Raw genomic sequence first — 14,868 nt, 5'->3', positions numbered from 1 at the left:
CCGCGGGGGCGGCGGTGGGGCACGGAGGCGCGGGGTGGTCGCCCCGCGGCGTCGGAAGAGGCGACGGAAATGGCGGAAATGGCGGAAGCGACGGAATCAGGAGGCCAACGCCTGCCGGAGCTCGGCGCATTGCGCCGCGAACCGGCGTTGCCATTGTGACGTGGCGGCGGCGAGGTCCTGGCGATAGCGCTGCGCTTCCAATTGCAACAGCGACGCCGCCACGGCCCCGGCCCGTTCGCCATGGCGTTCGACGAGCGAGGCCGCCCAGCGGCGCGGCGTCTCGTCGTCGCGGGTCGGGAGGCCGAGGCGGTCGAGCTCGCGCCGCACCCGCAGGCGCTGGCGAGACCAGGGGTCGTGCGGCCGCCGCTGCCAGGCGGCGACGCCGGCGCCGATCGCGGCCGTCGCGGTCAGCAGGGCGCCCGCGACCTGTCCCAGCGTGGTCCAGTCGGGGTTGTCGAAGCCGAGCCGCTTGAGCAGGCTCATCTGGTCGCCGGTCGAGAAGTTCAGCACCGACTGCCGCCAGCGGTTGTTGATCTGTTCCCAGACCGCGCGCAGGTCCTCGAGCAGGCCGGGGCGGAGCTGGTCGATCGCGCCGGAGAAGAGGCCCGGCTGCGGCCGCAGCGGGCGGCCCTGGACGCGGTCCGGCGAGACCGCGGCGGTGGGGTCGGCGCGCTGCCAGCCGCCGGCGGGCGTCCAGAACTCGGCCCAGGCGTGCGCCTGGCTCAGGCGCACGACCAGATCCCCATCCTGCAGATTCGGATCGGCACCCTGGAAGCCGGTCACCACGCGGGCCGGAATGCCGGCCGAGCGCATCAGCACGACGTAGGCCGCAGCGAAGTGCTCGCAGAAGCCGAGCTTGCGGTCGAACCAGAATTCGTCGATCGAGTCGGGCGTCGTCTCACCGTAAACGCCCGGCGTCAGCGTGTAGCCGAAGCCGCCCTGCCGGATCTGTGTCAGCAGTGCCCGGTTCACCGCCTGGCCGAGCGCGTCCTCGTCCAGCGCGGCGAAGCGCTCGCGCAGCGACTGGCCATAGGCGCGGGCGCGCGGGTTGAGGTCCGGCGGAAGACTCAGGGATTCATTGCGGTCGGCGCGACTGGTTCGCGTGCTGGCTGCCGCGCGCGGCCAGGCCTCGTGCCGGAAGCGCAGCACTTCGGCGACAGGCACCTGGACCATCCACTGCCCCTGGGGGCGCGCGTCGCCGTCAGGCGTCCGAGCGACAGGTGCGAGCCCGAGGCGCCGGGGCTGAACTCCAGCAGCGGGATCGCAGTCACGCGCAGCGGGTCCATCGTGACCTCGTAGCGGAACACGGGGCCTTGGAGCGTCGGCGCGTCGTCGCCGGACGCCCAGCTCACGCGGGGCGCGGTCCAGGTACTGCCGTCGAAGCGGGTCAGCACCTGGGCGCGGAAGTACAGCTGCGGCTGGGGCGGCGGCGCGCCGTCGAAGCGCAGCCGCATCGCGATGGTGTCATCGGTGGCGACCTCCGCGAACGCGCCGAAGGTCATCGTGTCCGACAGCCCGGTGCGCGCGCCCGAGTCCTTGGGCAGGCCCCACAGCGGCGGCAGGCGCGGGAAGAGGACGAACAGCGCCACCATCACCGGCAGGCCGATCAGCGTGTTGCGGGCGGCGATGCGCGCGGCCAGCTTCAGGCTGGGGACGCCCTGCGGCATCTGCGCCAGCACCAGCGCCGACAGCAGCGCCCAGACGCAGCCGATCATCCACAGCGCGATCAGCAGCGACTGCGAGTACAGGAACTGCGTCAGCACCAGGAAGAAGCCGAGGAAGAAGACGACGAAGGCATCGCGCCGGGCGCGCAGCTCGAGCGTCTTGAGCGCCATCAGCATCGCCAGCATCGTGATGCCGGCCTCGCGGCCGAGGATGGTCTTGTGCGTGGCGAAGGTCAGCCCGATGACGAGCGCGAGCACGGCCAGCAGGCTCCAGCGGCCGGGCAGCGCCTCGCTGCGCCAGGCCAGGCGCGCGCGCCAGCCGAGCATCAGGGTGGTGAGCAGGCTGCACCACCATGGCAGATGGCCGGCATGCGGGACGAGCGTGGCCGCGATGATCGCGAGCAGGAACAGCGTGTCGCGCGCCTCGCGGGGCAGGGGGCTGCGGTGCTTGATCGCGCCGGCGGCGGTCGCGCTCATCGCCGATCCTCCTGGATCACGGCCAACGCTTCCATGCACGCGCGGAAGTGATCCGGCCCCAGGTCCGGCTCGATCGCGATGTCACGCAGCTTCAGCCCGTAGGGCAGGCCCTCTTCCTCGGCGCGCTGCACCCAGGCCGTCAGGCGCGATACGCGGAGTTCGAACGGCAGGCCGCGCGTGGCGGCCAGGTCCAGCCATTGCTCGCTGGCGCGGCTGCCCAGGCGTTCGCGCACCAGCAGTGCCGCGCCGCCTCCGCCACTGCCCATGCTGCCGGATGGCGGCTGCGGTTGCGCCAGCGCGAGCGCCGACTTCTTCCACAGGATCTGGCGCGGCGAATCGCCGTGCCGGTAGGGCCTCAGCCCCGGGTCGTCACCCAGGCCGGGCTGGCCCTGGCCCTGCGGCAGGCCTTCCTCGACGGCGGCGGCGGGCGGGGCGTCGAGCTCCGGCGTCGGATAGACCCAGGCCTGCGCCGCCGGGCGCCAATAGCTCCAGGTCACGAACAGGCCGAAGGGGAAGTGCGATTCCACGCGCAGCCGCGGCAGCGCGTGCCGGCCGCGGCTCGCGAAGGTCACCTGCAGGTGGAGCTGGGCGTGGCCCTGTGCCGGGACATCGGCATGGGCCGTGTCCGTCGCCTGGGTGTCGGGCAGCCTCAGACCGACGCCGAAACGCGCCGCGCCGGTGTTGTGCAGCCGGATGTCCAGCGCGAGCGGCTGGCCGGCGAAGGTCGCGGGCGGCGTCTTCAGGTCCAGCTTGAGGCCGCGCAGGTTGGCGTGTGTCGCGTTCATCGACGCCATGCCCGCGCCCGCCAGCACGAAGGTCAGCAGGTAGCCCAGGCTCAGCTGGTCGTTGATCGATGCCAGCAGCAGCACCAGCAGTGTCGCGACGAAGGCGGCGCCCGGCCGGCTCGGGAGGATGTACAGGTTGCGCTGCGTCAGCGCGGTCGTGTCGCTGGCCGGGTGGCGGCCCTGCCACCACTTCTCCCAGCGCTGCTGCCACGGCCAGCGCACCGCCGGCAGCTTCAGCGAGGGAGCTTCCAGGAAGGGAGGCGCACGGCGGTATCCGGTGGACGGTCAGCGCGGGGGAGGGCGTTCGGCGGATCGCGGCGTCGCGATCAGGGCAGCGGCACGGCGGCCATCATCGCCCGCACCTGCTCGCGCGCGCCGCGCGCGCTGCCGCCGCGCGGCCGCAGCCGGTGCGCGATGGTCTGCGGCAGGATCGCCTGCACATCGTCCGGCGAGACGTAGTCGCGCCCGCTCAACAACGCCTTCGCGCGCGCCGCCCGCAGCAGCGCCAGGCCGGCGCGCGGGCTCAGGCCCTCCTGGAACCACTCGCCCGAACGCGTCGCCTCCAGCAGCGCCTGCAGATAGTCCAGCAGCGCCGGCGAGACGTGGATCGCCAGGACCGCGCGCTTCAGCTCGCGCAGCTGGTCCGGCGTCATCACCGGCTTGAGCGCGCGCAGCAGCTCGCGGCTGTCGCCGCCCATCAGCAGCTCGCGCTCGGCCTGCCGGTCCGGATACCCGAGGCTGATGCACATCAGGAAGCGGTCCAGTTGCGATTCCGGCAGCGGGTGCGTGCCGAGCTGCTCGCTCGGGTTCTGCGTCGCGATGACGAAGAAGGGCAGCGGCAGCGGATGGGTCGTGCCGTCGACGCTGACCTGGTATTCCTCCATCGCCTCGAGCAGCGCGCTCTGCGTCTTCGGACCGGCGCGGTTGATCTCGTCGGCCAGCAGGACCTGGCTGAACACCGGCCCCGGGTGGAACTGGAAGGGGCTGCCGCCGGCCGCCTGCGCGCCCGGCTGGTAGATGTTGACCCCGAGCAGGTCCGAGGGCATCAGGTCCGTCGTGAACTGCACCCGCGAGAAGCGCAGCCCCAGCGAGATCGACAGCACGTGCGCCAGCGTCGTCTTGCCGACGCCGGGCAGGTCCTCGATGAGCAGGTGACCACCGGCCAGCAGGCAGGCCAGACAGTCCTCGGTCTGGGCCTGTTTGCCTTTGATGATCGTGCTAATCTGCCGGCGCAGGTCGGCCAGCGGCTGGGAGGCGAGGGTCGGAGCGTCGGAACTCATCGGCGCACGATATCTCAGAATCCGTTCGCTCCGACGAAGCGCCGCAGATGCCCTGACCGTGCCCCGACCGCGCCAGCCTCCGACCATGAGCACCGCCTTCATCAGCCACCCCGACTGCCACCGCCACGACATGGGGGCCGGTCATCCGGAATGCCCGCAGCGCCTGGGCGCGATCGAGGACTGGCTGATCGCCCACGGCGTCGACGTGGCCCTCGACCGTCACGAAGCGCCGCGCGCCGAGCTCAAGGCGCTGGAGCGCGCGCACTCCGCCCGCTACGTCGCCGAATTGAAGTCGGAACTCGAGGACCTGGAGCAGCAGGCGAAGCAGGGTGTGCCCAATCCGATGAAGGCGCTGGACCCCGACACCTGCGCCAACGCGTTCACCTGGTCGGCGGCGCTGCGCGCGGCGGGCGCGGCGGTGCAGGCGACCGACCTGGTGGTCGACGGCCGGGTCGAGAACGCCTTCTGCGCGGTCCGACCGCCCGGCCACCATGCGACGCGCGACCAGGCGATGGGCTTCTGCTTCTTCAACAACGTGGCCGTCGCGGCACGGCACGCGCTGGACGTCCGTGGCCTGGACCGCGTGGCGGTCATCGACTTCGACGTCCACCACGGCAACGGCACCGAGGACATCCTCGCCGGCGACGACCGCGTGCTGATGGTCAGCATCTTCCAGGACCCGCTGTACCCGTATTCCGGGAGCGAGCCCAAGGGCGCGAACATGCTCAACGTGCCGGTGCCGCCGTACACGCGCGGCGCCGAGGTGCGCGAGATGATCGAGTCGCTGTGGATGCCGGCGCTGGAACGCTTCAAGCCGCAGATGATCTTCGTGTCGGCGGGTTTCGACGCGCACCGCGACGATGAGCTGGCGCAGCTCGGACTGGTCGAGGCCGACTATGAATGGATCACGCTGCGCATCATGGACGTGGCCCGGCGCCATGCGAAGGGCCGCATCGTGTCCTGCCTGGAAGGCGGCTACGACCTGGGCGCGCTGGCACGCAGCGTCGGCGTGCACCTGCGCACGCTGGCCGGCATCTGAGCCGGCGCCACAATCGGGCCCGCCACCGCCGGCGCGCCGGCGGCCCGACAGATTCCCCTCCGACTGAACGACCCGGCCCGCGCCGGATGCCGACGTGATCTCCTCCTTGAACGCCACCTTGGGTACCACCGCTTCCCTGAACCACACGCTGAGCCTGCGCGAGCTGGAGTCGCTGCTGACGGCGCTCGCACGGCCGCAGGCGCTGATCGAGGTCGGCCTGGTGCTGGCCTGCCTGGCGCTGTCCTGGCTGATCGTCTACCGCATCAGCAAGCACGTCACCGCCGCGCCGGGGCATCACTCGGTGCTGCTGGGCCATCGCGTCTTCGACGGCGTGCTGTTCCCGGTCATCGCGCTGCTGCTGGCACTGGGCGCGCGGCGGGTGATGCCGCTGCTGGGCGAGCCGGTCGCGCTGTTCCGTGTCGTCATCCCGGTGCTGCTGTCGCTGGTGGTGATCCGGCTCGTCGCGCGGGTGCTGCGGGCGACGATGCCCGATTCCCTCGGCATCAAGCTGCTCGAGCGCAGCGTGTCCTGGATCGCGTGGCTGGGTTCGATCCTGTGGATCGTCGGCGTGCTGCCGATCCTGATCGAGGAGTTGCAGGATGCGGACCTGACCTTCCTGCCCAAGAACGGCAAGGCCTACATCACCGTCTACGACGTCCTGCTGGGCGTGCTGCAGGTGGGCGCCGTGCTGCTGGTCGTGCTGTGGCTGTCCTCGGTCATCGAATCGCGGCTGCTGCGGGGCAAGTCGGTGCTCGACCTGTCGATGCGCAAGATCGCCGTCAACCTGACGCGCACGGCCCTGCTGGTGATCGGCGCGATGGTCGCGCTGAATACGCTGGGCCTGAACCTGAGCGCGCTGTCCTGGCTGGGCGGCGCGGTCGGCGTGGGCCTGGGCTTCGGGCTGCAGAAGATCGCGGCGAACTACGTGTCCGGTTTCATGATCCTGGCCGAGCGCTCGCTGCGGATCGGCGACATGGTGAAGGTCGACAACTTCGAAGGCCGCATCAGCGACATCAAGACGCGCTACACGGTGATCCGCGCGCTCAACGGCCGCGAGGCCATCGTGCCCAACGAGTCGCTGATCACGACGCGGGTGGAGAACCTCTCGCTCGCCGACCCGCAGGTGAACGTCTCGACGGTGGTGCAGGTCGCCTACGGCACCGATGTGGACGCGCTGTTCCCGCAACTGATCGATGAGATCAAGCGCGTGCCTCGCGTGCTGTCCGAGCCGTCGCCGTCGGTGTCGCTGAGCAACTTCGCCGCCGACGGGCTGGAACTGACGATCGGGTTCTGGATCTCCGATCCGCACAACGGACAGGGCGGGGTGCGTTCCGAGGTGAATCTCGCGATCCTGCGACTGCTGAACCGGCTGGAGATCGACATCCCGTTCCCGCAGCGGGTGGTGCGCACGGTGGTGGAAGGCGCTGTCGCGCCGGTGCCGCCCGGGGCGGACAAGCTCGTACCCGGCTCAGCGCCAGCCGCTTGAGTTCCCACGCACGCCGGGCAATGGGTCTTACTACGCAAATGGCCTAGGCGTGGTAACAGCCGGGCCGCAGGCCGCGTGAAGCGGTCAGCTCGGCTGTGTCAGCACAGACAACCTGACCAGGAGCGCCCCGATTCGCTGTTTGACGCGAGGGACTGGGTCCGCCACCGCTACCGCTTCCAGCACTTTCCGAGCGTCGAATGCGCTGGCCGGCGCACCCAAGCTGGGACGTTGGTCTCGAAGGAAAGGTGTCTGCGGCTCTGCAATGGCCAGCAGCGCATCAATCGCAATCAGGCTCAAGGGGCGCCCCGCATGGAGCCATTCCTCTGCTTTAGGCCAGCTGAATGCCGAAGCAGCCGCAAGGCGGCCCCAGGCCTCGACCGTCGGCTCTGCCGCGTTCAATTCAATCCACCGGAGTGCTCGCGGCGACCGGAAGTGTGCAAGGGCGGAAAAGCGATCTCTGCGTGTTCGGTCGGGCATCCCCGCCAGCGCGTTCTCAGCGCGAGCAAAGCCTTCTTCGAAAGGCAAGCAGGCCGCCGAGGCTTGAACCAAAGACCAGAAGACGATTCCGTCCGGGTACTCTGCCCAGGCACGTCTCACCAAGGACTCGGCGGACGATCCCAAAAGATTGGCCACCTCTAGGACCACTGACCGAACGGAAAGATTGTTCGAAGCATCGAAGCGCGAGGTCAGCGTTCGAAGGACTTCGTCTTGAGGCAGTTGCCGCCACCTCTCACCGAGCTCGGCATCGAACTGCCAACGCGTGATTGCGTAGTCGAGGAGCGTCTCTGCGGTGTCGCTGACGGCGGCCAACGTTGGTGCCTGGAAGCGTTCCGATTGCTCGACGACCTCTTCAGGCTGTGTTGCCGTGCCGTCCTCATCGTAGAAATCGTCGTGCAGAAGGAATTGTGCCCATCCGTGCCGTTTCGCCAGGTTGAACCACTCCAACGGGCGAAGCGAGCGCGTCATCAATCGTCCATGGCACGCCTCGCAAACCAGATACGGAGCGTCAGCGTCATCTGCAGGCTCTACCACCACGGCTGAACGCAATTCACAGGCTTGGCAGAGTGAGGTCATGAGCAATCTAGCGGAACGTTTGGTAGGCATCGTATAGCGCGGTGCATGGGACTGCCTCCCGCTCTTGACGAGTCGCAAACCCGCGCCAACGCTAGCTCTTCGGGGATCCTTGGGCCATTTGCATAGTAAAACCCCGGGCAATGAAAAAGACCACCCTCGGGTGGCCTTGTCGCTTGCGACGGAGGGGGCGCTTCAGCCCGCCGCCACCGGGATCTTGATCGGCTTGCCCGCGGCGATGCGCTGCTGCCACTCGGCCGGGCCGGTGATGTGGGCGCTGGTGCCGCCGGCGTCGACCGCCACCGTCACCGGCATGTCGACGACGTCGAACTCGTAGATCGCTTCCATGCCCAGGTCCTCGAAGCCGATGACCTTCGCGTGCTTGATCGCCTTGGACACCAGGTACGCCGAGCCGCCCACCGCCATCAGGTAGGCCGACTTGTGGTTCTTGATCGACTCGATCGCGACCGGGCCGCGCTCGGCCTTGCCGATCATCGCGATCAGGCCGGTCTTCTCCAGCATCATGTCGGTGAACTTGTCCATGCGGGTCGCGGTGGTGGGACCGGCCGGTCCCACGACTTCATCGCGCACCGGATCGACCGGGCCGACGTAGTAGATGACGCGGTTCGTGAAGTCCACCGGCAGCGGTTCGCCCTTGGCCAGCATGTCCTGGATGCGCTTGTGCGCGGCGTCGCGGCCCGTGAGCATCTTGCCGTTGAGCAGCAGCGTGTCGCCCGGCTTCCAGCTGGCGACCTCGTCCTTGGTCAGCGTGTTCAGGTCGACGCGCTTGCTCTTGTTGTAGTCCGGCGCCCACTTCACGTCGGGCCACAGGTCCAGGCTGGGCGGGGTCAGGTAGCTCGGGCCCGAGCCGTCGAGCACGAAGTGCGCGTGGCGCGTGGCGGCGCAGTTCGGGATCATCGCGATCGGCTTGGAGGCCGCGTGCGTCGGGTAGGTCTTGATCTTGACGTCCAGCACGGTGGTCAGGCCGCCCAGGCCCTGCGCGCCGATGCCCAGCGCGTTGACCTTCTCGTACAGCTCGATGCGCAGCTCCTCGAGCTTGTCCTTCGGACCGCGCTCCAGCAGCTCGTACATGTCGATGTCGTCCATCAGGGCTTCCTTGGCCAGCAGCGCGGCCTTCTCGGCCGTGCCGCCGACGCCGATGCCCAGCATGCCCGGCGGGCACCAGCCCGCGCCCATGGTCGGCACGGTCTTGAGCACCCAGTCGACGATGTTGTCGCTCGGGTTGAGCATGTAGACCTTGCTCTTGTTCTCCGAGCCGCCGCCCTTGGCCGCGACGATCACGTCGACGGTGTTGCCGGGCACGACCTCCATGAAGATCACCGCGGGCGTGTTGTCCTTGGTGTTCTTGCGCTCGAAGATCGGATCGCTGAGCACCGAGCCGCGCAGCTTGTTGTCGGGGTGGTTGTAGGCCTGGCGCACGCCTTCGTTGACGGCGTCCTGGATGGAGCCGGGGAAGTCGCCCCAGCGCACGTCCATGCCGATCTTCAGGAACACGTTGACGATGCCGGTGTCCTGGCAGATCGGACGGCGGCCTTCGGCGCACATCTTCGAGTTGGTCAGGATCTGGGCGATCGCGTCCTTCGCGGCCACGCTCTGCTCGCGCTCGTAGGCGCGCGCCAGATGCTGGATGTAGTCGGCCGGGTGGTAGTAGCTGATGTACTGCAGCGCGGCGGCGACGCTTTCGACGAGGTCGGCGTAGCGGATGGTGGTCATGGTCGTGGACAGGCTGGTCACGGGAGACCGCGATTATCCGTTTTATCGCGCGACCCGACGATATCCACGTCGCCCCTGGCGTCCCGGGGACGCGTTGCGCACGCTTGTGCGCAATGGCCGCGCCTGCGCTCAGCCGCCGCCGCGGATGAAGCCGCCGGTCAGCAGCTTCAGCGGCAAGGTGATCACGGACACCACGTTCCCCACGGTCTGGGTGGGAGACGGCGCGTACCCGGTGACCGCGACCTCGTACTTCGCGTTGGTCGGTTGCGAGCCGGCGCTCTTCTGCTGCGTCGTGCCACGCGCGAACCGCTCGAGGTCGAGGCCGGCGCGGAAGACGATCCGGACACCGTCGACGGGCTTGACCGCCGGCAGGCCCGGGACGATGGTGACCGGCAGGTCTCCCGCGAACTCCTCGGGCACGGCGAGCGTGACGATGACGCGCAGCTGGTTGAGTCGCGTCAGGCGGGCGTTCTCGAAACTTCCTTGCAGATGCGCACGCGCCGGGCCTTGCAGCAGCGCCGCCATGGCCGGGGGCAGCGACAGCGTGTAGTCGTAGCGTTCGCCGAAGACGACCAGTTGGTGCCATTCCGGCCGGATGGCCACCGAGCGGATGGTCTCCACGTAACTGCGTTCTCCCGAGGCGCAGCCCGCTGTCAGCGTGGCCGCGGACGCGAGCAGGAATGATCGGCGTTGCATGGCGATCACGGCCCGCTCAGTGTCCGCCGCCGCTGCCCGGATTGCTGGCCGTCGGCCGCACCTGCGTCTGCAGCTCCGCCGCCAGGCGGGCGCGCTCGGCCTCGCTCAGCGCGGGGCCGCACTGCCGGCGGCCCAGCATCGAACCGGTCTGCGCCTCTCGTTCGCAGACCTCGGCCTTGGCGGTGGCGGGCGGGGCCTTGGCGGTGTCCGGCGCCGCGCACGCGGCCAGTGCCGTCACCAGCGGCAACGCCGCACAGATCCAGAATTTCATCGCGTCGTTCTCCCTGATCGGTTGAGTCATCGGGGCGGTCGGCCCCGGCGGAGGATGCTATCGATGTCCGCGCTCCGCCCGCCTCGGGTGGAACGCGGAGCCGATTCAAGGTCGGGCGGGCCGCGCACCGGCGATGATCGGGTCTTCACGATGCGGCCGTCCGGATGCGCCGTCGATGCCTCGGCGCATCGATGCGACGCGCCCGCTCCGCCGTACCGCCGGAACCGCCGACCCCGCGGGCCGCCTTTTGGAGGAACCTTTCTTGACACCAGGACTCAAACGCTTCTTCGCCAGCGAATCGGCCGGCGGCATCGTGCTCGCCATCGCCGCGGTCGCCGCGCTGATCCTGTCCAACTCCCCTGGCGCGAGGTCTACGCCGCCTTCACCCGCATCGAGGGCGAGGTCCGCATCGGCGGCGACTGGCTGGTGCTGGCCAAGCCGTTGCTGGTCTGGGTCAACGACCTGTGGATGGCCGTCTTCTTCTTCCTGGTCGGCCTGGAGATCAAGCGCGAGTTCGTCAGCGGCGAGCTGTCGGAACGTTCCCAGGCCGTGCTGCCGATGGTCGCGGCACTGGGGGGCATGGCGGCGCCGGCGCTGATCTATGCCGCCATCAACCACGCCGACCCGGTCGCGCTGAAAGGCTGGGCGATCCCCGCGGCGACCGACATCGCCTTCGCCATCGGCATCGTGATGCTGCTGGGCCGCCGCGTGCCGGCCTCGCTGAAGGTGTTCCTGACGGCGGTCGCGATCATCGACGACCTCGGCGCCATCGTCGTCATCGCGCTGTTCTACACGAGCCAGCTGTCGCTGGCGATGCTCGCCGCCGCCGGCGTCTGCCTGCTGGTCCTGTTCGGGCTCAACCGCGCCAAGGTGACGCGCGCCGACCTCTACATCGTCGTCGGCCTCGTCTTGTGGACCTGCGTGCTCAAGTCCGGCGTGCATGCGACGCTGGCGGGCGTCGCCACCGCGCTCTTCATTCCGTCCGGCGACGGGAAGGGCCACTCGCCGGCCGAGGACCTGGAGCACGGCCTCCATCCCTGGGTGGCGTTCCTGATCCTGCCCATGTTCGCGTTCTCCAACGCGGGCGTGTCGCTGCTCGGCCTCAACGCCGGCGACCTGCTCCATCCCGTGTCGCTGGGCATCGCGCTGGGCCTGCTGCTGGGCAAGGCGATCGGGGTGTTCGGCAGTTCGTGGCTGATGATCCGCTTCGGTCTGGCGCACAAGCCCGGCGGCGCCGACTGGGTCCAGTTCTTCGGTGTCTGCGTGCTGTGCGGCATCGGCTTCACGATGAGCCTGTTCATCGGCGGCCTCGCGTTCGAGGGACACGGGCCGGACTGGGAAACCCGCTTGAAACTCGGCGTGCTCGGCGGGTCCATCCTGTCGGGCATCGCCGGGACGCTGATCCTGCTGCGCAAGCGCGGCTGAGCCCTCGGATCCAGCAACGACAAAGCGGCCCGCGGGCCGCTTTGTCGCTTGCAACGGTGCCGGCGCCGGGCCGTACCCCGGCCCGCTCCGAGACTCAGTGCTTCTCGCTCGGACCGTGCGACAGCAGCTTGTCCGTGTACGCGATCGCCAGCGCCGACAGCAGGAAGGCCAGGTGGATGGCGGTCTGCCAGATCAGCGTCTTCTCCTGGAGGTTCTCGACGTTGATGAAGGTCTTGAGCAGGTGGATCGACGAGATGCCGATGATGGCCGTCGCGAGCTTGACCTTCAGCACCGAGGCGTTGACGTGGTCCAGCCATTCGGGCTGGTCGGGATGGCCTTCGAGATGCAGCCGCGACACGAAGGTCTCGTAGCCGCCGATGATCACCATGATCAGCAGGTTGGAGATCATGACCACGTCGATCAGCGCCAGCACGGCCAGCATGATGATGGTCTCGTTGAGCTTGGTGACCGTGACCCCGGGCTCGTAACCGACGCTGCTGACCAGCAGCTTCAAGGCCTCCTGGTTGCCGAACGCGGCCTCGACCAGGTGCACGAGTTCGGTCCAGAACTGGAAGACGTAGACCGCCTGCGCCAGGATGAGGCCGAGGTACAGCGGCAACTGCAGCCAGCGGCTCCCGAACATCAGGTGCGCGAGCGGATGCATGCGCTGGCGTGCGGTGTCGGCCGTGGGCGTCGGGCGGTCGGTCATCGGGGTAAGTCCTTCAAGTCGTAACTGGCGGGAACCGCCAAACCCCGCGATTTTAGTGAGAGCATGCCGCGTGCTTCACGGGAAGCTCACACTGGGGTTCCGACCGCTCTTCTACAAGAGTAAGCAGATCGTCAGTGTGAAAGCGGAGAGTTCGGCCGAGTCTGAACCCGCGTTCGAAGATCCCTGCCTGTACGGAGACATAGGCCATGAGTGACAAGATCTACAACCCCCCGCATCCGCCGTCCAGGGCGCGCACGTGTCCGGCCTGGCTGCCTACGAGGCGCTGTGCAAGGAAGCGGAGACCGACTACGAAGGCTACTGGGCGCGCCTGGCGCGCGAACTGCTCAGCTGGAAGCAGCCGTTCACCAAGGTGCTGAACGAATCGGACGCACCGTTCTTCAAGTGGTTCGAGGACGGCAAGCTCAACGTGTCCTACAACTGCCTGGACCGCCATGTCGAGGCCGGCCGCGGCGACCGCGTCGCGATCATCTTCGAGGCCGACGACGGCACCACGACCCGCGTCACCTACGCCGAGCTGCTCGCCAAGACCGCGCAGCTGGCCAACGCGCTGAAGGCGCGCGGCGTGAAGAAGGGCGACCGCGTCGTCATCTACATGCCGATGTCGGTCGAGGGCGTGGTCGCGATGCAGGCCTGCGCGCGCATCGGCGCGACGCACTCGGTGGTGTTCGGCGGTTTCTCGGCGCAATCGCTGAGAGACCGGGTCCAGGATGCCGGCGCCGTGATGGTGCTGACGGCCGATGAACAGGCGCGCGGCGGCAAGTCGCTGCCGCTGAAGTCCATCGTCGACGAGGCGCTCGCCGACAACAGCTGTCCCACGATCAAGCACGTCATCGTCTACAAGCGCACCGGCGGCAACATCGCCTGGGTCGCCGGCCGCGACGAATGGCTGCACGACGCCGTCGCCGGGCTGGCCTCGAGCTGCGAGCCGGAATGGGTCGAGGCCGAGCACCCGCTGTTCCTGCTCTACACCTCGGGATCGACCGGCAAGCCCAAGGGCGTCCAGCACAGCACCGGCGGCTACCTGCTGCACGCCGCGCTGACCACGAAGTGGACCTTCGACCTGAAGGACTCCGACATCTTCTGGTGCACCGCCGACATCGGCTGGGTGACCGGCCACACCTACATCACCTACGGTCCGCTGGCGCTGGGCGGCACCGAGGTCGTCTTCGAAGGCATCCCGACCTTCCCGGACGCCGGCCGCTTCTGGCAGATGATCGAGAAGCACAAGGTCACCATCTTCTACACGGCGCCGACGGCGATCCGCTCGCTGATCAAGGCGGCCGAGGCGAACGAGGCCGTGCATCCGAAGCGCTACGACCTGAACTCGCTGCGCATCCTGGGCTCGGTCGGCGAGCCGATCAACCCGGCCGCGTGGGAGTGGTACCACCAGCACGTGGGCGGCGGCCGCTGCCCCATCGTCGACACCTTCTGGCAGACGGAGACCGGCGGCCACATGATCACGCCGCTGCCGGGCGCGACGCCGCTGGTGCCGGGCTCCTGCACGCTGCCGTTCCCCGGCATCACCGCGGCCATCGTCGACGAGACCGGCAACGACGTCCCCAACGGGCAGGGCGGGATCCTCGTCGTCAAGAAGCCGTGGCCGTCGATGATCCGCACGATCTACGGCGATCCGGAGCGCTTCAAGAAGAGCTACTACCCGCCGGAGCTCAAGGGCTACTACCTGGCCGGCGACGGCGCGATCCGCGACGCCGACAACGGCTACTTCACGATCACCGGCCGCATCGACGACGTGCTGAACGTGTCGGGCCACCGCATGGGCACGATGGAGATCGAGTCCGCGCTCGTCAGCTGCACCGAGCTGGTGGCCGAGGCGGCGGTCGTCGGCCGCCCGGACGACACCACCGGCGAGGCGATCTGCGCCTTCGTCGTGCTCAAGCGCGCACGCCCGAGCGGCGACGAGGCCAAGGCCATCGCCAAGCAGCTGCGCGACTGGGTGGCCAAGGAGATCGGTCCGATCGCCAAGCCCAAGGACATCCGCTTCGGCGACAACCTGCCGAAGACCCGCAGCGGCAAGATCATGCGCCGCCTGCTGCGCTCGGTCGCCAAGGGGGAGAGCGTCACGCAGGACACCTCCACGCTGGAGAACCCGGCCATCCTGGAGCAGCTCGGACAGGCCTATTGAGAGGGTCTGCTGAGAGGCTTGCTGAGAGGCCAACCGAGCAGGCTGGCCCGGCGGCGAGGAGCCCCGC

Annotated in this window: 12 protein-coding genes and 1 pseudogene; 4 read left to right on the top strand and 9 right to left on the bottom strand. The window is 68.8% G+C overall.

What is annotated here, in order from left to right; genetic code table 11:
* Positions 1-96: 96 nt before the first annotated feature.
* The 4 genes from ACQ86G_RS28000 to ACQ86G_RS27985 all read right to left on the bottom strand — a co-directional run bounded on the left by ACQ86G_RS28000 (position 97) and on the right by ACQ86G_RS27985 (position 4,206).
* Entirely contained in the window at positions 97-1,173 is a 1,077-nt protein-coding gene (locus ACQ86G_RS28000; RefSeq protein WP_431258321.1) for a transglutaminase-like domain-containing protein, read from the bottom strand.
* Complete coding sequence (locus ACQ86G_RS27995; RefSeq protein WP_431258320.1) at positions 1,068-2,141, bottom strand: DUF3488 domain-containing protein; 1,074 nt, start codon at positions 2,139-2,141, stop codon at positions 1,068-1,070. Before ACQ86G_RS27995 ends, ACQ86G_RS28000 begins: the two co-directional genes overlap by 106 nt.
* Complete coding sequence (locus tag ACQ86G_RS27990) at positions 2,138-3,148, bottom strand: DUF58 domain-containing protein (RefSeq protein WP_431258319.1); 1,011 nt, start codon at positions 3,146-3,148, stop codon at positions 2,138-2,140. Before ACQ86G_RS27990 ends, ACQ86G_RS27995 begins: the two co-directional genes overlap by 4 nt.
* Positions 3,149-3,252: 104 nt before the next feature.
* Positions 3,253-4,206 carry an AAA family ATPase gene (locus tag ACQ86G_RS27985; protein WP_431258318.1) on the bottom strand — a complete coding sequence of 318 codons (954 nt, stop codon included), beginning with the start codon at positions 4,204-4,206 and terminating at the stop codon, positions 3,253-3,255.
* Positions 4,207-4,291: 85 nt separating this feature from the next.
* Here ACQ86G_RS27985 and ACQ86G_RS27980 point away from each other — a divergent pair, with 85 nt between their 5' ends.
* Positions 4,292-5,245 carry a histone deacetylase family protein gene (locus tag ACQ86G_RS27980; protein WP_431258317.1) on the top strand — a complete coding sequence of 318 codons (954 nt, stop codon included), beginning with the start codon at positions 4,292-4,294 and terminating at the stop codon, positions 5,243-5,245.
* Between the two features lie 94 nt (positions 5,246-5,339).
* A complete protein-coding gene (locus tag ACQ86G_RS27975) occupies positions 5,340-6,731 on the top strand; it encodes a mechanosensitive ion channel family protein (RefSeq protein ID WP_431258316.1) in 1,392 nt (463 codons plus the stop codon).
* Positions 6,732-6,815: 84 nt separating this feature from the next.
* Here ACQ86G_RS27975 and ACQ86G_RS27970 read toward each other — a convergent pair whose 3' ends face one another.
* The 4 genes from ACQ86G_RS27970 to ACQ86G_RS27955 all read right to left on the bottom strand — a co-directional run bounded on the left by ACQ86G_RS27970 (position 6,816) and on the right by ACQ86G_RS27955 (position 10,503).
* Positions 6,816-7,697: a hypothetical protein gene (locus ACQ86G_RS27970; RefSeq protein ID WP_431258315.1), complete on the bottom strand. Its 882-nt coding sequence runs from the start codon at positions 7,695-7,697 to the stop codon at positions 6,816-6,818.
* A 300-nt stretch (positions 7,698-7,997) separates the two neighbouring features.
* The gene (locus ACQ86G_RS27965) at positions 7,998-9,536 is read right to left on the bottom strand and encodes a fumarate hydratase (protein WP_431261516.1); all 1,539 of its coding nucleotides are present in this window, start codon (positions 9,534-9,536) and stop codon (positions 7,998-8,000) included.
* 129 nt (positions 9,537-9,665) lie between these two features.
* Entirely contained in the window at positions 9,666-10,232 is a 567-nt protein-coding gene (locus tag ACQ86G_RS27960; RefSeq protein ID WP_431258314.1) for a hypothetical protein, read from the bottom strand.
* Positions 10,233-10,248: 16 nt separating this feature from the next.
* Positions 10,249-10,503, bottom strand: a complete 255-nt coding sequence (locus ACQ86G_RS27955; protein ID WP_431258313.1) for a hypothetical protein — start codon at positions 10,501-10,503, stop codon at positions 10,249-10,251.
* 247 nt (positions 10,504-10,750) lie between these two features.
* On the opposite strand from ACQ86G_RS27955, the pseudogene nhaA reads away from it, so the two are divergent.
* A pseudogene (gene nhaA, locus ACQ86G_RS27950) lies at positions 10,751-11,928 on the top strand (Na+/H+ antiporter NhaA).
* Between the two features lie 94 nt (positions 11,929-12,022).
* Here the strand turns inward: nhaA and ACQ86G_RS27945 are convergent.
* Positions 12,023-12,592, bottom strand: a complete 570-nt coding sequence (locus ACQ86G_RS27945; protein WP_431261515.1) for a TIGR00645 family protein — start codon at positions 12,590-12,592, stop codon at positions 12,023-12,025.
* A gap of 310 nt (positions 12,593-12,902) precedes the next feature.
* Between ACQ86G_RS27945 and acs the strand changes: the two genes are divergently transcribed.
* Positions 12,903-14,801, top strand: coding sequence for an acetate--CoA ligase (gene acs / locus ACQ86G_RS27940; protein WP_431261514.1), 1,899 nt, complete (start codon positions 12,903-12,905; stop codon positions 14,799-14,801).
* Positions 14,802-14,868: the final 67 nt, after the last annotated feature.

The sequence above is a fragment of the Roseateles chitinivorans genome, assembly GCF_050632145.1.
GTDB classification, from domain to species: Bacteria; Pseudomonadota; Gammaproteobacteria; order Burkholderiales; family Burkholderiaceae_C; genus Roseateles; species Roseateles chitinivorans_B.
Note: the sequence above shows the minus strand (reverse complement) of the source record. Positions and strands in the feature narration are given on the sequence as shown.